The organism is Streptomyces sp. NPDC046876, from assembly GCF_040645035.1.
Lineage (GTDB): Bacteria > Actinomycetota > Actinomycetes > Streptomycetales > Streptomycetaceae > Streptomyces.
In genome coordinates, this window is sequence record NZ_JBEYXK010000053.1 from 1 (window position 1) to 17041 (window position 17041).

At 70.6% G+C, this 17041-nt stretch carries 14 protein-coding genes; 11 read left to right on the forward strand and 3 right to left on the reverse strand.

The features are described from left to right. Positions 1 to 439: 439 nt before the first annotated feature. Complete coding sequence (locus ABZ924_RS24485) at positions 440 to 2938, reverse strand: YfhO family protein (protein ID WP_361913600.1); 2499 nt, start codon at positions 2936 to 2938, stop codon at positions 440 to 442. Positions 2939 to 3411: 473 nt separating this feature from the next. Here ABZ924_RS24485 and rpsL point away from each other — a divergent pair, with 473 nt between their 5' ends. The 4 genes from rpsL to tuf all read left to right on the forward strand — a co-directional run bounded on the left by rpsL (position 3412) and on the right by tuf (position 7775). Further along, the gene (rpsL, locus tag ABZ924_RS24490) at positions 3412 to 3783 is read left to right on the forward strand and encodes a 30S ribosomal protein S12 (protein ID WP_007265893.1); all 372 of its coding nucleotides are present in this window, start codon (positions 3412 to 3414) and stop codon (positions 3781 to 3783) included. A 2-nt stretch (positions 3784 to 3785) separates the two neighbouring features. After that, a complete protein-coding gene (gene rpsG / locus ABZ924_RS24495; protein ID WP_114053724.1) occupies positions 3786 to 4256 on the forward strand; it encodes a 30S ribosomal protein S7 in 471 nt (156 codons plus the stop codon). Positions 4257 to 4295: 39 nt separating this feature from the next. Continuing rightward, the gene (fusA, locus tag ABZ924_RS24500; RefSeq protein WP_361913604.1) at positions 4296 to 6428 is read left to right on the forward strand and encodes an elongation factor G; all 2133 of its coding nucleotides are present in this window, start codon (positions 4296 to 4298) and stop codon (positions 6426 to 6428) included. Positions 6429 to 6581: 153 nt separating this feature from the next. Next, positions 6582 to 7775 carry an elongation factor Tu gene (gene tuf / locus ABZ924_RS24505; protein WP_361913607.1) on the forward strand — a complete coding sequence of 398 codons (1194 nt, stop codon included), beginning with the start codon at positions 6582 to 6584 and terminating at the stop codon, positions 7773 to 7775. A gap of 199 nt (positions 7776 to 7974) precedes the next feature. Here the strand turns inward: tuf and rfbC are convergent, their stop codons facing one another. Both rfbC and rfbA read right to left on the reverse strand, forming a co-directional pair. Continuing rightward, a complete protein-coding gene (gene rfbC / locus ABZ924_RS24510; RefSeq protein ID WP_361913610.1) occupies positions 7975 to 8574 on the reverse strand; it encodes a dTDP-4-dehydrorhamnose 3,5-epimerase in 600 nt (199 codons plus the stop codon). Next, on the reverse strand, positions 8571 to 9446 hold the full coding sequence (gene rfbA / locus ABZ924_RS24515; RefSeq protein WP_361913613.1) for a glucose-1-phosphate thymidylyltransferase RfbA: 876 nt from the start codon (positions 9444 to 9446) through the stop codon (positions 8571 to 8573). The genes rfbC and rfbA overlap by 4 nt, the downstream gene beginning before the upstream one ends. 84 nt (positions 9447 to 9530) lie before the next feature. Here rfbA and rfbB point away from each other — a divergent pair, with 84 nt between their 5' ends. The 7 genes from rfbB to ABZ924_RS24550 all read left to right on the forward strand — a co-directional run bounded on the left by rfbB (position 9531) and on the right by ABZ924_RS24550 (position 16965). Continuing rightward, the gene (rfbB, locus tag ABZ924_RS24520) at positions 9531 to 10508 is read left to right on the forward strand and encodes a dTDP-glucose 4,6-dehydratase (RefSeq protein ID WP_361913616.1); all 978 of its coding nucleotides are present in this window, start codon (positions 9531 to 9533) and stop codon (positions 10506 to 10508) included. Then, on the forward strand, positions 10505 to 11440 hold the full coding sequence (gene rfbD / locus ABZ924_RS24525) for a dTDP-4-dehydrorhamnose reductase (RefSeq protein ID WP_361913619.1): 936 nt from the start codon (positions 10505 to 10507) through the stop codon (positions 11438 to 11440). The genes rfbB and rfbD overlap by 4 nt, the downstream gene beginning before the upstream one ends. Further along, positions 11437 to 12768: a hypothetical protein gene (locus ABZ924_RS24530; RefSeq protein WP_361913622.1), complete on the forward strand. Its 1332-nt coding sequence runs from the start codon at positions 11437 to 11439 to the stop codon at positions 12766 to 12768. The genes rfbD and ABZ924_RS24530 overlap by 4 nt, the downstream gene beginning before the upstream one ends. A 77-nt stretch (positions 12769 to 12845) precedes the next feature. Beyond that, complete coding sequence (locus tag ABZ924_RS24535; RefSeq protein ID WP_361913624.1) at positions 12846 to 13532, forward strand: glycosyltransferase family 2 protein; 687 nt, start codon at positions 12846 to 12848, stop codon at positions 13530 to 13532. Further along, positions 13532 to 13993 carry a DUF2304 domain-containing protein gene (locus ABZ924_RS24540; RefSeq protein WP_361913627.1) on the forward strand — a complete coding sequence of 154 codons (462 nt, stop codon included), beginning with the start codon at positions 13532 to 13534 and terminating at the stop codon, positions 13991 to 13993. The genes ABZ924_RS24535 and ABZ924_RS24540 overlap by 1 nt, the downstream gene beginning before the upstream one ends. A 10-nt stretch (positions 13994 to 14003) precedes the next feature. Further along, positions 14004 to 14909 carry a glycosyltransferase gene (locus ABZ924_RS24545; protein ID WP_361913630.1) on the forward strand — a complete coding sequence of 302 codons (906 nt, stop codon included), beginning with the start codon at positions 14004 to 14006 and terminating at the stop codon, positions 14907 to 14909. 76 nt (positions 14910 to 14985) lie between these two features. Continuing rightward, positions 14986 to 16965 carry a hypothetical protein gene (locus tag ABZ924_RS24550; protein WP_361913633.1) on the forward strand — a complete coding sequence of 660 codons (1980 nt, stop codon included), beginning with the start codon at positions 14986 to 14988 and terminating at the stop codon, positions 16963 to 16965. Positions 16966 to 17041: the final 76 nt, after the last annotated feature.

The window sequence follows — 17041 nt, forward strand, 5'->3', positions numbered from 1 at the left end:
CCGGGCACCGGGCTCCGCCCGGACCCGCGCCTCAAACGCCGGCGAGGCTGGATTTTGCCGACCCTCGGCTTCGAGGGCCGGCGGCCGGGTTGGCTGGGGCTCCGCCCCAGACCGCGCGCCTCAAACGCCGGCGGGGCTGGAATACCCAGACCCCGGCTTCGAAGGCCAGCGGGCTGGATGGGCGACCCTCGGCTTCGAGGGTGGCGGCTGGGTTGCTGAGGCACTGACCCAGACCCCGCGCCTCAAACGCCGGCGGGGCTGGAATGCCCAGAGCCTGGCTTCGAAGGCCAGCGGGACCGGGTTGCGCCGACTCCCGGCTTCGAAGGTGGACGTCGGCGGGGTCGGCGGACTCAGCCCGCGCGGCGTTTGAGCGCACCGGGCGCGGAGCGTCCGGAACCCGGGCAACAGGAGTGTCGGTACGCGGCGGCGTCGGGCTCTGTCAGGCGGTCCGGCGGCGTCGGCGGCGGAGGTGGGGGAGGAGGGTTGCCGCGGCCAGGGTCAGGAGGGCCAGGGCCGGGCCTGCCAGGCCCGGGACGAGGCCCTTGGGGGTGAAGGTGCAGGCGAGGTGCCGGGCGCCGGGGGCCAGCGGGAGAGACAGCAGACCGTGGAAGGAGGCCGGGGCGGTCGGCCTGCCGTCGACGGTGCACTGCCAGCCCGGGATGTCGGTCGTGGCGAGGACGGCGGTGCCCGCGGCCGAGTCCGGCAGCGTCGCCTCGATGCCGTGGCCGCCGGGCCGGACCTCGGTGGCGCCGGTCTCGGTGAGGGCACGGATCCGCGCGTCGAGCGCGGCACGGTCCAGGCACCCGATGGGGTGCTCGCCGGCCGTGGCGTCCTGGGTCCGGGTCTTCACGGTGACGGCGACCGTGCCGTCCGCCGGGACCGGGCCCAGCTTCAGCACGCCGGTCATCCGGTCCTCCAGGGGCCGCTCCGTGCCGCCGGAGGCGAGGGTTCCGTACAGGGCGGGGGAGAACCAGTACGCCTCCGAGCCGGGCGTGCACTGCGCGGTGTACGTCTGCTCCGTGGCCGTGCCGCCGCGGACCGTCTGCGGGACCCGGTACACGGCGGCGCCGAGGACGTTCTCCTGGCGGGCGTAGACGCTGTCCGCCGGGTTCGGGGAGGTGAAGGCGGAGCTGCGGACCGTCACCAGCGGGGGAGCGGGGAAGCGGGTGGCGGTCCAGGTGTCCTTCGCCGGGCCCGGGTGGACCCGGGCACCGATCGAGAAGACCGCGTCGAGCACCGGGTTGTCGGCGCCGAAGAAGGTCCGGCCGTCGTTCTTGAAGCCGTATCCGAGGGGCTCCAGGGCCTGGTAGGTGGCCTCCGGGAGGTAGCTGCTGTAGTACTGCGGCCCCTGCGCGCCGAGGGCGAGGGCGTCGTTGTACGCGGTCTGCGGCGCGCCCGAGTCGGTCCGGTAGGCCGGCCAGCCGTCGACCCCCCGGACGGCCTCCCCGTGCGCGGTGATCGAGCGGTTGGAGGTGGGGACCGGCTTGGCCCACCGCTCGCGCGCGCGCCGGGCGTCGGCGTTCACCGCGGCCACGGTGGACTCGGCGAAGACCACCCCGACCATCAGGGCGGCTGCGAGGGGGATCAGGTACCGCCGCTTCTCGCCCAGCGAGAGCAGCACCAGGGCCAGCAGCGAGACGGCTCCGCCGCCCAGCACCGCGGGCCAGGTCCAGCCGCCGAAGTCGTTGGTGTGCCGCAGCACGAAGGTGGCGGCGACCAGCAGGCCGGCCATCAGTGCGAGGTGCAGGGGGCGCGGCCGGTTCGCCAGGGACAGCCAGGCGAGGACGACCACCATCCCGCTGAAGACGAAGGCCTCGCGGTACGGATTGCCGTTGGGCACCGCCAGCCCGTGCCACAGGTACTGGGTGGGCGGGAACTGGAACGAGGCGGCCACCAGCACGGTCGCCGCGGCCCACACCAGGCGGGTCCGGCGGGCGATGCCCGTGTTCAGCAGGAAGGAGCCGGCCAGGATGAGGCCCAGCGAGGCCACGTACAGGCGCGGCCGGCCGCCCCACAGGTGGGTGGCCGGGAGCATCCCCGCGAAGAAGATCTCGGTGCGCACCGGCTCGAAGGCGCCGGCCTGCGTCGGCTGGGCGGCCCCGCTGGACAGGAACGAGGGCAGCAGCAGCGGCAGGGTGAGGAGGATGCCGGTTCCGGTGCCCGTGGCGGCCCGCCACAGGGCGCCGAGGCGCTGCCGGCCGGTGAGACCCACCGTGCCCAGGCGGACGGCGAGCAGCACGCAGGCGGCCATCGTGGCCATCATCGCGGTGTAGAAGTTGCCGAACCAGGCGAGCGCGACGAACAGGGCGACGCCCGGCCAGCGGCGTTCCTCCAGGCACCACTCGACGGCGATGCCGAGCAGCGGGAAGGCGACCAGCCCCCACAGCCACATGGGGATGTACGAGGCGTCGCTCAGCGCCCAGCCGCACAGCCCGTAGCAGGCGCCGAGGACCCCGCGCTGCCACCAGGGCCCGGGGTGCAGCTTGCCGAGGTAGACGGCCATCACGGCGGCGGCGGTGCCCATGGTGACCGGGGTGACGGCGAAGACGGCGAGGTCGACGTGGGCCCGCGGGACGAGGACGGCCAGCCAGGAGAACGGATTGCCGAGGTAGGTGTAGTAGTCCGAGAGGAACTGCTGGCCGAAGCCGGAGCGCCAGCTGAAGAGCACGTCGCCGGCGGCCTGTCCGTGGACCAGGTCCCACAGCGCCCGGTGGAAGGGCACGTACTGGTTGGCCTGGTCGTTGATGGCCCGGCCCGTGTTGCCGAAGGGGAAGGTGCCGCGGGCCGCCCAGGAGGCGCAGAAGGCGCCGGCGGTGAGGAGGAAGGCCAGCAGCGGGGCGTACAGGCGGGCGAGGCGGGGGCGCCGGGGGTCCCGGCGGTCCGGCGACGGGCGGACCGGGCGGTCCGCGGCCGTCGTCTCCGAGGTGACCGTCCGCAATGTCCCGCTCCCTGGTGCTCGTGTCGTGCGGCGGGCGCGTACTCGTGCCGCCCCGCGCCGCTCGTGCCGATCGGCCCCTTGGGGCCGGATCGCTGACGCAGTTTAGTTGTCACGGGGCCCTCCGTTTCCGGGAGCGGCCGCCGGCAGGCCCATACCACATCCGGGCGCCGGGGGCCTCCGGGAGGCCTCGACCCAAGCGGCACATGACCGGCGGGGATGTCGCAGCCGCGGCCGGAGGGCCTTTGTTTTGACCGGAGTGGATGCGGTGGGTACGCTCAGACCTTGTGCCTGGGGTGTGCCTGGGCTCCCGTGCGTGTCCATCAACCGCACGCGAGCCGCACCGGCCACCGAGATCCACGCGAGCATTTCCGCGCCTGCGCGGAGGCCTGCCGGATCCGACACACCCGACCGCGTGGGTCGGGGAAATGTTCCAGGTTAGCTTCACTACACGGCACACAGAAACCGGAGAAGTAGTGCCTACGATCCAGCAGCTGGTCCGTAAGGGCCGGCAGGACAAGGTCGAGAAGACGAAGACGCCCGCGCTCGAGGCTTCGCCCCAGCGCCGTGGCGTCTGCACGCGTGTGTTCACGACCACCCCGAAGAAGCCGAACTCGGCGCTCCGCAAGGTCGCGCGTGTGCGTCTGACCTCCGGCATCGAGGTCACCGCTTACATTCCGGGTGAGGGACACAACCTGCAGGAGCACTCGATCGTGCTCGTGCGTGGTGGCCGTGTGAAGGACCTGCCGGGTGTTCGTTACAAGATCATCCGCGGTGCGCTTGACACCCAGGCTGTCAAGAACCGCAAGCAGGCCCGCAGCCGCTACGGCGCCAAGAAGGAGAAGTAAGAATGCCTCGTAAGGGCCCCGCCCCGAAGCGCCCGGTCATCATCGACCCGGTCTACCAGTCTCCTCTTGTCACCTCGCTGATCAACAAGATCCTGCTGAACGGCAAGCGCTCCACCGCCGAGCGCATCGTCTACGGCGCCATGGAAGGCCTCCGCGAGAAGACGGGCAACGACCCGGTCATCACGCTGAAGCGCGCGCTCGAGAACGTCAAGCCGTCCCTCGAGGTCAAGTCCCGCCGCGTCGGTGGCGCGACCTACCAGGTTCCCGTCGAGGTCAAGCCGGGTCGCCAGTCGACCCTGGCCCTCCGCTGGCTCGTGGGTTACTCCCGCGCCCGCCGCGAGAAGACCATGACCGAGCGCCTGATGAACGAGCTCCTCGACGCCTCGAACGGCCTCGGTGCGGCCGTCAAGAAGCGTGAGGACACGCACAAGATGGCCGAGTCCAACAAGGCCTTCGCGCACTACCGCTGGTAGTCGCAACCCACATCGAGACCGAGAGAAGACTGAAGCCTTATGGCTACCACTTCGCTTGACCTGGCCAAGGTGCGCAACATCGGCATCATGGCCCACATCGACGCGGGCAAGACGACCACCACCGAGCGCATCCTGTTCTACACCGGTGTGTCTTACAAGATCGGTGAGGTCCACGACGGCGCTGCCACGATGGACTGGATGGAGCAGGAGCAGGAGCGCGGCATCACGATCACGTCCGCCGCGACGACCTGCCACTGGCCGCTCGAGGACGTCGACCACACCATCAACATCATCGACACCCCGGGTCACGTTGACTTCACGGTCGAGGTGGAGCGTTCGCTCCGCGTCCTCGACGGTGCCGTCACCGTGTTCGACGGTGTCGCCGGTGTGGAGCCGCAGTCCGAGACCGTTTGGCGTCAGGCGGACCGCTACGGCGTTCCGCGCATCTGCTTCGTCAACAAGCTCGACCGTACCGGCGCCGAGTTCATGCGCTGCGTCGACATGATCAAGGACCGCCTCGGTGCGGTTCCGATCGTCATGCAGCTGCCGATCGGTGCCGAGGCGGACTTCAAGGGCGTCGTCGACCTCGTCCGCATGAAGGCCCTCGTGTGGTCCGCCGAGGCCACCAAGGGTGAGATGTACGACGTCGTCGACATCCCCGACACGCACACCGAGATCGCCGAAGAGTGGCGCGGCAAGCTGGTCGAGGCCGTCGCCGAGAACGACGACGAGATCATGGAGCTCTTCCTCAACGGCGAGGAGCCGTCCGAGGAGCAGCTGCACGCCGCCGTGCGCCGCATCATCCTGGGCTCCGGCAAGGGCAAGGGCGAGCCCACGATCACCGCGGTGTTCTGCGGTACGGCGTTCAAGAACAAGGGCGTCCAGCCCCTGCTCGACGCCGTCGTGCGCTACCTGCCGTCGCCGCTGGACATCGAGGCCATCGAGGGCCACGACGTCCGTGACGCCGAGGTCGTCGTGCGCCGCAAGCCGTCGGACGAGGAGCCCCTCGCCGCGCTCGCGTTCAAGATCATGAGCGACCCGCACCTCGGCAAGCTCACCTTCGTCCGGGTTTACTCGGGCCGCCTGGAGGCCGGCACTGCGGTGCAGAACTCCGTCAAGGGCAAGAAGGAGCGCATCGGCAAGATCTACCGCATGCACGCGAACAAGCGTGAGGAGATCGACTCGGTGGGCGCCGGCGACATCGTCGCCGTCATGGGCCTGAAGCAGACCACCACCGGTGAGACGCTGTGCGACGAGAAGCAGCCGGTCATCCTGGAGTCCATGGACTTCCCGGCGCCGGTCATCCAGGTCGCGATCGAGCCCAAGTCCAAGGGTGACCAGGAGAAGCTGGGTGTCGCCATCCAGCGTCTCGCGGAGGAGGACCCCTCCTTCCACGTTCACTCGGACGAGGAGACGGGCCAGACCATCCTCGGCGGTATGGGCGAGCTGCACCTCGAGGTGCTGGTCGACCGTATGAAGCGCGAGTTCAAGGTCGAGGCCAACGTCGGCAAGCCGCAGGTCGCGTACCGCGAGACCATCCGCAAGTCGGTCGAGCGCCACGACTACACGCACAAGAAGCAGACCGGTGGTACCGGTCAGTTCGCCAAGGTGCAGATCGCGATCGAGCCGATCACCGAGACCGACGGTCCGGCGTACGAGTTCGTGAACAAGGTCACCGGTGGCCGCGTGCCGAAGGAGTACATCCCTTCGGTCGACGCCGGTGCGCAGGAGGCCATGCAGTTCGGCATCCTGGCCGGCTACGAGATGACGGGCGTCCGCGTCACGCTTCTCGACGGTGCCTTCCACGAGGTCGACTCCTCCGAGCTCGCGTTCAAGATCGCCGGTTCGCAGGCCTTCAAGGAGGCCGCGCGCAAGGCGTCCCCCGTCCTGCTCGAGCCGATGATGGCCGTCGAGGTCACCACGCCCGAGGACTACATGGGTGACGTCATCGGCGACATCAACTCCCGCCGTGGCCAGATCCAGGCCATGGAGGAGCGTCACGGCGCCCGCGTCGTGAAGGGCCTCGTGCCGCTTTCGGAGATGTTCGGCTACGTCGGAGACCTCCGCAGCAAGACCTCGGGTCGCGCCAGCTACTCGATGCAGTTCGACTCCTACGCCGAGGTTCCGCGGAACGTCGCCGAGGAGATCATCGCGAAGGCCAAGGGCGAGTAACTCTCCCGAGTACACGCTTTAGGCTTGTCACCGGAACCTCTGGGGCAACAGGCACAATGCAAAAAACCTGTTGCCCCGGGGGCCGGCTTTCCAGCAAAGATCACCTGGCGCCGATGAGTAAGGCGTACAGAACCACTCTCCAGGAGGACCCCCGTGGCGAAGGCGAAGTTCGAGCGGACTAAGCCGCACGTCAACATCGGCACCATCGGTCACATTGACCACGGTAAGACGACCCTCACGGCCGCCATTACCAAGGTGCTGCACGACGCGTACCCGGACCTGAACGAGGCCTCGGCCTTCGACCAGATCGACAAGGCTCCCGAGGAGCGCCAGCGCGGTATCACCATCTCGATCGCGCACGTCGAGTACCAGACGGAGGAGCGTCACTACGCTCACGTCGACTGCCCGGGTCACGCTGACTACATCAAGAACATGATCACGGGTGCCGCGCAGATGGACGGCGCCATCCTCGTGGTCGCCGCCACCGACGGCCCGATGCCGCAGACCAAGGAGCACGTGCTCCTGGCCCGCCAGGTCGGCGTTCCGTACATCGTCGTCGCCCTGAACAAGGCCGACATGGTGGACGACGAGGAGATCCTGGAGCTCGTCGAGCTCGAGGTCCGTGAGCTGCTCTCCGAGTACGAGTTCCCGGGCGACGACCTGCCGGTCGTCCGCGTCTCCGCGCTGAAGGCCCTCGAGGGCGACAAGGAGTGGGGCGACAAGCTCCTCGGCCTGATGAAGGCCGTCGACGAGTCGATCCCGACCCCGCCGCGTGACACCGAGAAGCCGTTCCTGATGCCCGTCGAGGACGTCTTCACGATCACCGGTCGTGGCACCGTCGTCACCGGTCGTATCGAGCGTGGTGTCCTGAAGGTCAACGAGACCGTTGACATCATCGGCATCAAGAACGAGAAGACCACCACCACGGTCACCGGCATCGAGATGTTCCGCAAGCTGCTCGACGAGGGCCAGGCCGGTGAGAACGTCGGTCTGCTGCTCCGCGGCATCAAGCGCGAGGACGTCGAGCGCGGCCAGGTCATCATCAAGCCGGGTTCGGTCACCCCGCACACCGAGTTCGAGGCCCAGGCCTACATCCTGTCCAAGGACGAGGGTGGCCGCCACACGCCGTTCTTCAACAACTACCGTCCGCAGTTCTACTTCCGTACCACGGACGTGACGGGCGTTGTGACCCTGCCGCAGGGCACCGAGATGGTCATGCCGGGCGACAACACCGAGATGTCCGTCCAGCTGATCCAGCCGGTCGCCATGGAGGAGGGCCTGAAGTTCGCCATCCGTGAGGGTGGTCGCACCGTGGGCGCCGGCCAGGTCACCAAGATCACGAAGTAATTCGTGTTCTGACCTGGTAGCCCGTTGACCGGGCACCGAGTTGCACTGGAGGGCCCCGGCCCATCGCTTCGGCGGTGGGGCGGGGCCCTTCGGCGTTCCCCGGTGTTCCCACGGCATGTGGCCCGGCCGCGCGCCGGGGAACGCCGAAGGGCCGCACCCCGGGCGGGGTGCGGCCCTTGCGCCGTGCAGAGGCGGTGCGTCAGTTGACGCGCAGCGACTCGGTGAACTCCACGCAGGCGGCGTAGTCCGGCAGCAGGCCCGTCTCGATGGCCTCGGCCAGCGACGGGGCGGCCTCGTCGCGCGCCGACAGCTGCGGGACGTCGGCCGGCCAGTCGATGCCCAGATCGGGGTCGAGCGGGTGAACCGCGTGCTCGCCGGTCGGGTTGTACGTCTCCGAGCACAGGTACGAAAGCGTGGCGTCGTCCGTGAGCGCGCAGAAGCCGTGGCCCATGCCCTCGGGGATGTAGACCGCGCGGCGGTCCACGTCGTCGAGGCGGACGCCCTCCCAGCGGCCGAAGGTCGGGGAGCCGACCCGCAGGTCCACGATGACGTCGAGGACGGCGCCGCGGACGCAGGTCACGTACTTGGCCTGGCCGGGCGGCACGTCGGCGAAGTGGATGCCGCGGACCACGCCGCGCGAGGAGACCGAGAGGTTGGCCTGGGCCAGCTTCAGCGGGTGCCCGACGAGCTCGGACAGCCTGTCGAAGCGGTACCACTCGGTGAACAGGCCGCGCGGGTCGCCGTGCAGCTGCGGGGTGACCTCGTAGACGCCCTCGAGGGAGAGTTCGCGGAACTTCACCGGCCGCCCTCCTCGTCGAGCAGGTTCACCAGGTACTGCCCGTAGCCGCTCTTCAGCAGCGGTTCGGCCAGCTCGCGCAGCTGCGCGTCGTCGATCAGGCCCGCCCGCCAGGCGGCCTCCTCGATGCAGCCGATCTTGAAGCCCTGGCGCTCCTCGATGACGCGGACGAACTCCGAGGCCTGGACCATCGAGACGAAGGTGCCGGTGTCCAGCCAGGCGGTGCCGCGGTCGAGGATGGTCACGTTCAGCTCGCCGGCCTGCAGGTAGGCGTCGTTGACGGCGGTGATCTCCAGTTCGCCGCGGGCGCTGGGCTCGAGCCCCCGGGCTATCTCCACGACGCGGTTGTCGTAGAAGTACAGGCCGGGCACCGCGTAGCGGGACTTGGGCTTCTCGGGCTTCTCCTCGATGGAGATGGCCTGGCCGTTCTCGTCGAACTCGACGACGCCGTACGCCGTCGGGTCCGCGACCGGGTACGCGAAGACGCGCCCGCCCTTGGCTCCGGTGTGCTCGGCGAGGCGCGTGCCGAGGCCGCTGCCGTGGAAGATGTTGTCGCCGAGGATCAGCGCGACGGACTCGTCGCCGATGAAGTCGGCGCCGAGCACGAAGGCCTGGGCGATGCCCTCGGGACGCTCCTGGACGGCGTACTCCAGCCGCAGCCCGAACTGCGAGCCGTCGCCGAGCAGCCGCTCGAACTGCGCACGGTCCTCCGGGGTGGTGATGACGAGGACCTCGCTGATCCCGGCCATGACCAGGGTGGACAGCGGGTAGTAGATCATCGGCTTGTCGAAGACGGGGAGCAGCTGCTTAGAGACTGCCCGGGTCAGCGGCCAGAGTCGGGATCCGGTGCCGCCGGCCAAGAGAATTCCACGCATGGGCACAACCCTATGCGAGAGGAAGCGGAGGGAAGCGGTCCGGGCCGGTGGGGTGGTAGTACAAGCGACTAGACTCTCCGTACTATGCGCATCCTCGTGACCGGCGGCGCCGGCTTCATCGGTTCAGAATTCGTCCGCCAGCAGCTCGGTGCGGATGCATCGGCCCAGATCACGGTCTTCGACAAGCTGACCTACTCCGGTGTGGAGGCCAATCTCGACCCGGTCGCCGAACACGCGGGTTACAAGTTCGTCAAGGGCGACATCTGCGACCCGGTCGCGGTCGACGAGGTGATGCCGGGCCACGACGTGGTGGTGCACTTCGCCGCCGAGTCCCACGTGGACCGCTCGATCGCGGGCGCCGGCCCGTTCGTGATGACCAACGTCGTCGGTACGCAGGTCCTGCTGGACGCCGCCCGCAAGCACGGCGTCGGCCGCTTCGTCCACATCTCCACCGACGAGGTGTACGGCTCCATCAACGAGGGCTCCTGGACCGAGGAGTGGCCGCTGGTGCCGAACTCCCCGTACTCCGCCTCGAAGGCCTCCTCCGACCTGCTGGCGCTGGCGTACGCGCGCACCCACGGCATGGACGTCGTGGTGACCCGCTGCTCCAACAACTACGGGCACTACCAGTTCCCGGAGAAGGTCATCCCGCTGTTCGTCACCAACCTGATGGACGGCAGGAAGGTCCCGCTGTACGGCAACGGCGGCAACGTCCGCGACTGGCTGCACGTCTCCGACCACTGCCGCGGCATCGACCTGGCCATGCGCAAGGGCCGCGCCGGCGAGGTCTACAACATCGGCGGCGGCACCGAGCTCACCAACAAGGAGCTCACCGGCGTGCTGCTGGAGGCCGCGGGCCTGGACTGGGACATGGTCGAGCACGTCGAGGACCGCAAGGGCCACGACCTGCGCTACTCCATCGACATCAGCAAGATCAACGACGAGCTGGGCTACACCCCGCAGGTGCGCTTCGAGGACGGCATCGCGCAGACCATCGCCTGGTACCGCGAGAACCGCACCTGGTGGGAGCCGCTGAAGGACAAGGCAGCGCTGCAGAAGTGACCGCACACGCCGTGAACCCCGCCCCTCCCGCAGGGCGCTGGCTCGTCACCGGTGCCGCGGGCATGCTCGGCCAGGACGTCCTGGCCGCCCTGAAGGACGCCGGGATCGAGGCCGCGGGCCTCGGCCGGGCGGACCTCGACATCACCGACCCGGCAGCCGTACGGGCCGCCGTCGAGGGCGCCGCGGTCGTCGTCAACTGCGCCGCCTGGACCGACGTGGACGGCGCCGAGAGCGCCGAGGAGTCCGCCACCGCCGTCAACGGCACCGGCGTACGCGTCCTCGCCGCGGCCTGCGCCGCCGCCGGGGCGCGCCTGCTGCACGTCTCCACCGACTACGTGCTGCCCGGCGACGCCGCCGAGCCGTACCGCGAGGACGCCGCCACCGGCCCCGTCAACGCGTACGGGCGCAGCAAGCTGGCCGGCGAGCAGGCCGTGGCCGAACTCCTGCCGCAGGACGGGTACGTCGTGCGCACCGCCTGGCTGTACGGCGAGCACGGGCCCAACTTCGTGGCGACCATGCTGAAGCTGGCCGCCCAGCGCGAGACCCTCGACGTGGTCGACGACCAGCACGGCCAGCCCACCTGGTCGTTCGCGCTGGCCCGCCGCCTCGTCGAACTGGGCCTGGCCGCGCTGGCGGGCCGGGCCCCGGGCGGGGTCTACCACGGCACCGCGAGCGGCCGGACCACCTGGTTCGGGCTGGCCCGCGAGAGCTACCGCCTGGGCGGGCTCGACCCGGAGCGGATCCGGCCGACGACCTCCGCCGCGTATCCCCGGCCGGCCGTGCGCCCCGCGTTCAGCGTGCTCGCGCACGACCGGTGGGCCGAAGCGGGCCTGGCCCCGCTGGCCGACTGGCGCGAGCAGCTGGCCGAGGCGATGGCCGCGCCGGTCTTCACGCAGCTGGCCGGTGCGGCACGGAACGGCGCCACGGGATGAAGTCCCTGCTGGACAAGGCCACCGCGGCGCTGCCGCCGGGCACCGTCGCGGTGGCCGGCGGCACCGTCGTGCTGGGCGCGGCCTCCTACGTGCACCTGGGCGTGGCCGGCCACAGCCTGTCCACCGACGCCATGGCCAACGTCTCCGTCCTGTGGACGATCGTCATGTCGGTCGGCATCGGCGTGTTCTTCCCCATCGAGCAGGAGCTCACCCGGATCGTCGCCGCCCGCGCGGTCCTCGGCCAGGGCGCCGCCCCCGTGCTGCGCCGTGCCGCCCTGCTGACCTCCGCGATGCTCGGCGCGACCCTGCTCGTCCTCGGCCTCGGCGCGCGGTTCCTCGCCGACCTGCTCTTCCACGGCGACCGCGGCCTGGTCGCCGCGCTCGGCGGCGCCTTCACCGGCATGGCCGTCTGCTACCTGACCCGCGGGGTCCTGGCCGGCCTCGGCCGCTTCGGCGCGTACGGGCTCCAACTCGCCCTGGACGGCGGGCTGCGCATCCTCCTCGCCTTCGGCTGCGCCGCGCTCGGGCTCCGCTCGGCGCTCGCGTTCAGCCTGGTGCTGGCCCTGGCCCCGGTCGCCGCCATGCTCGCCACGCTGCCGGTGCTGCTGCGGGCCGTGGAGCCCGGCGAGCGGATCGCCTGGCGGGAGCTGACCGGCGGGCTCGGGCTGCTGATCTGCTCGACGCTGCTGTCGCAGGTGGTCGTCAACGCGGCGGTGATGAGCACCAAGCTGCTCGCCCCCGCCGACAGCGTGCTCATCGCGGCCCTGCTGAACGCGCTGGTGCTGGCGCGGGTGCCGCTGTTCGTCTTCGGCTCGCTCCAGGCCTCGCTGCTGGGCGGGCTGACCGCCGCGTTCACGGCCGGGGACCGGGCCGCGTTCTCGGCGATGCTGCGCCGGATCGGGGTGGTCGTCGGGCTGCTCGGGCTGGCCGGCGGGGTGCCCGCCACCGCGCTCGGCCCGTGGCTGATCGAAGTCCTGTTCGGGGCCAAGCCGGTGCTGGGCTGCCTCGACTTCTTCCTTTTGTCCGCAGGCACCGTGGCGTACATGTTCGCGATGGTGCTCGGCCAGGCGCTGATGGTATTCAAGCGGCACAACCTGCAGCTGATGTGCTGGGCCGTCGGCACCGCCGTCCTGATCGGCGTCACTTTCACGCCGGGTGACGTGGCTCTGCGCGTCATCCTGGCCTACGCCCTCGGCTCGCTGGCCACCGTGCTCGGTATGCTGGCGGTGCTGAGGCTGAGGTTCCCCGGGGCTGCCGGGGGAGCCGCCGGGGGAGCCGGGCACCAGGGCGCCGAACGCCCGCCGGTCGCCGGGGCGGTCAGGGAGTGACTACCATGCCGGCCCTCGACGACGCCCCGAACACTGCGCACGCGACGCACGCCGTGCCACATTCCGCTGGAGCTACCGTGTCCCAATACGACGATGTCTGGCTGGTCATACCGGCCTATAACGAGGGCCAGGTGATCGCCGGGGTCGTCGAGGGAGCACGCGAGACCTTCCCGAACATCGTCGTCGTCGACGACGGCAGCACCGACGACTCGGCCGAGCACATCGCGACCACCGGCGCCCACCTCGTGCGCCACCCGGTCAACCTCGGCCAGGGTGCCGCCCTGCAGACGGGCCTGAAGTACGCGCTCGCCCAGCCGGGCGCCCGCTACTTCGCGACCTTCGACGCGGACGGCCAGCACCAGACCGCCGACGTCGAGAAGATGGTCGCCGTGCTGCGCGCCGACGAGGCCGACGTGGTCCTCGGCTCCCGCTTCATCGAGCAGAACGGCCAAGTGCCGTGGATCAAGCGGGTCGTGCTGCGCACGGCCGCCGCGGTGAGCCCCACCGCCCGCAAGCTCAAGCTCACCGATGCCCACAACGGCCTGCGCGTCCTCGGCCGCAAGGCGGCCGAGCAGCTGGACATCACCATGAACGGCATGGCGCACGCGTCCGAGATCGTCGGCTACCTGGCCGCCTCGGACCTGCGCGTCACGGAGGTTCCCGTGGACATCCTCTACACGGACTACTCGCGCGCCAAGGGCCAGTCCCTGATCAACGGCGTCAACATCGTCTTCGACATCACCATGCGGGAGCGTGGCCGCTGATGAAGTACTTCTGGATCCAGCTGCTGCTCATCGCCGGCTCGGTGTCGATGGCCCTGGTGTTCATACGCACCTGGGGCCAGGCCCGCAACCGCGCCTGGAAGCGCATCGCGTTCTCCGTGTTCGTCGTCGTCAACGTGTACGCGGTGCTCCGCCCGACCGACGTCACCTGGGTCGCGCACCGGCTCGGCGTCGGCCGCGGCACCGATCTCGTGCTGTACGTGATGGTGCTGGCGATGGGCTTCCTGACGCTCAACACCTTCCTGCGCTTCCGCTCCCTGGAGAAGAAGCTCACCGACCTCGCCCGCACCGTGGCCCTCAACGAGGGCGTCCGGCACAACGAGCAGCGCCTCGGCGGCCACGCCGCCGTGCCCCGCCCGGCCGCGCCGGCCTCCGCGGACACCGGCGCCGGCGCCGACGCCGACGCCGGGGCGAACGCCGACTCCGAGACCGTGAAGGCCTGACGCCGCCGTGGTGACCTTCGACTTCATGCTCCCCTACTACGGGGACGTGCAGCTGATGCAGGACGCCGTACGCAGCGTCCTGGCCCAGACCGACCCGGACTTCCGGCTCGTCGTCATCGACGACGGCAAGGAGCCGGACGTCCCGGGCTGGTTCGCCGAGCTCGGCGACGACCGGGTCCACTACCTGCGCAACGAGCAGAACCTCGGCATCACGAAGAACTTCCAGAAGTGCGTCAGCCTCTCCGAGGCCGACCACGTCGTCATCATGGGCTGCGACGACCTGCTGCACCCGCACTACCTGGAGACCGTCCGGAAGATCATCGACGAGAACCCGGGCATCGGCATGGTCCAGCCCGGCGTCGAGGTGATCGACGGCGACGGCAACGTCGCGTACGGGCTCGCCGACCAGACCAAGCGCCGCCTGTACGCCCCGAAGGTCGACGGCCGGCGCGTGATGGGCGGCGAGGAGCTCGCCACCAGCGTGCTGCGCGGGAACTGGCTGTACTTCCCGTCGATCTGCTGGCGCGGCGAGGCCCTGCGCAAGGTCAACTTCCGCGACGACTACTCGGTGATCCAGGACTTGGCGCTGGTCGTCGACCTGCTCGAGGCCGGCGAGCGCATGGTGATCGACGAGACGACCACCGTGTTCCGCTACCGCCGGCACGCGGTCAGCGAGTCCTCCGTCCAGGCGTTCTCCGGGACCCGCTTCACCGAGGCCGAGCGGTACTTCTCCGCGGTGGCCGCCCGCATGGACGCCCGCGGCTGGCCCAGGGCCGCCCGCGCCGCCCGCTTCCACAGCGCCTCCCGCCTGCACGCGCTCACGATGCTCCCCGGGGCGCTGCGCCGCGGCCACCGCGAGGGCCTGCGCACGCTCACCCGGCACGCCTTCACGGCGGGCCGGAGAGCCGACGGCTGAGACCGGAGCCCCCGAAGACGGCGGCCGCCGGGGCCGGCCGGCCCCGCGGTACCACCCGCGACCGAATTGGACTGAGATGACACACCTGGCCCCCGAGGTCGTCGGAGAGCCCGGTACCGCGCACGACCGCCCCGGAGCCCTGCGCACCGCCGCGGCGGCCGGAGCGGCCGCGGCGCCCGGCGCCCCGGACCGCCGCGGGTGGATGTCGCGGCGCCGGTCCCGCGTCCTCGCCCTCGGCGAGATCGTGCTCAGCCTGACGGTGGCCCTCGGCTACACCTGGCTGTGCACGGCCACCATCGCCGTCAACCCGCTCGTCCGCCTCGGCCAGGTCAGCGGCTTGGCCTCGCTCCAGCAGTACGCGGCCCTCATCGGCCTCCCGCTGCTGGCGCTGCTGCTGTACACCGCCCACCGGGGATCGGCGCGGCGCCACGCGATGGTCAAGCGGCTGGTCTGCGCCGCCCTGGCGGGCCTGGCCACCGGCGTGATCGCCGGCGGTGTCGCGGTCGCCCTGCGCGACACGCCCTGGGCCCTCGGCGGGCAGGACGGCGACCCGGGCGTCCTGACCGACATGGCCAACTCGTTCCTGCACGGCAAGGGCATGTCGGGCATCTACCCGCCCGCCTTCCCGGCCCTGACCGCCCTGTGGGCGCAGATCCGCTACGGCGGCCGGGCCCACGGCGGCGCCGGCATGGCCCTGCAGGACCTCCAGATCTTCTTCACCGCCGTGGCCGGACCGATGGCGTACCTGGCCTGGCGGGTGCTGCTGCGGCCCTTCTGGGCCCTGCTGATCGCCGTCCCCGCGGCCGTGCTCTTCCTCGACCCGATCCGGCCGTACAGCCACATTGTCATGATCGTGCTGCTGCCGCTGCTCGGCTACTGGCTGCGCCGGCTGGGCCGGCCGGAGGGGCTCACCACGGGGCAGCTGCTGCGGCGCGGCGCAGGCCTGGGCGTGGTCTTCGGCGTGCTGTTCCTCTGGTACTCCGGCTGGTACATCTGGGCCGCGCCCGGCACCGCCGTGCTGGCCCTGTTCCTCCTCCCGTGGCGGCGCGGCGCCGGCGCGGCCCGCAAGGCGGGGCTGTTCCTCGGCGCCACCCTGCTGACCACCGCCGTCGTCAGCGCCCCGCTGCTGTACCAGATGGTCCGCCTCGGCGCGGACAACCCCGACCGCTACGCCTTCCTCGCCGTCTACGCCGACCCGGCGTACGTCCTCGGCTGGGTCTCGGACCGCTCCGGCACGCTGACGTACCAGACCTGGCCGGTGGCCGGCGAGATGGCCGGGCAGACCGGGTTCACCCTGCTCCTGCTGTTCGGGGTGGGCCTCGGCCTCGGGCTGGGCCTGCGCAGCGTCATGGTCCGCACCGCCGCCGCCGTGCTGGCCGGCGCCTGGCTCGCCCGCTTCTGGTTCGCCTCGAACATGGCCCATGACAAGGCCATCCAGCTCTACCCGCGGACCACCTGGATCATCATGTACTGCCTGATGATCCTGGCCGTGTTCGGCGTGATGGCCGCGGTGCACCGGGGCACCGGGTGGATCGAGCGCACGCTGCGCCCGGCGGCGGCCGCGGCCGGCGGTGCGGCCGGTGCGGGCGCGGCCCGGATCGTGCCGCGGCGTGTGGTCCGCCAGCTCGCCGCGGGCATGGTGTGCGTGCTCGCCCTGTTCGCGACCATGGGCGCGTCCTGGTCGGTCAACCGGTACATGCCCTCGGCCGACGCCGACTCGATGGGCATCGACGCGTACCGCGCCCACAAGATCAAGCTGCCGGGCGGCGGCTGCCCGCGCTTCTCGCCGGGCAAGGACTGCGAGGACATCCAGAAGGACGACTGGAAGCCCGGCCCCATCCAGGACTTCATCTGGTGCGCCGGCATAGTGGCCGACGACTGGCCGGCCGTCTGCGGGATGAAGGCGCCGCCGCAGGTCCGCTCGCGGGCGCAGATCGAGAAGCAGCAGCTCGAGAAGCAGAAGGCCGAGCAGGAGCAGGCCGAGCAGGCGAAGCAGCAGAAGGCGGAGCAGGACAAGAAGAAGGCCGAGCAGGAGAAGAAGGCTCCCGGACGCTAGCGATCCGGACCCGTACCCGTCTGCGGCTCCCGCCGTTGCACCGGTGTCATGTCATCCGACATCCACAGGTGGGGAA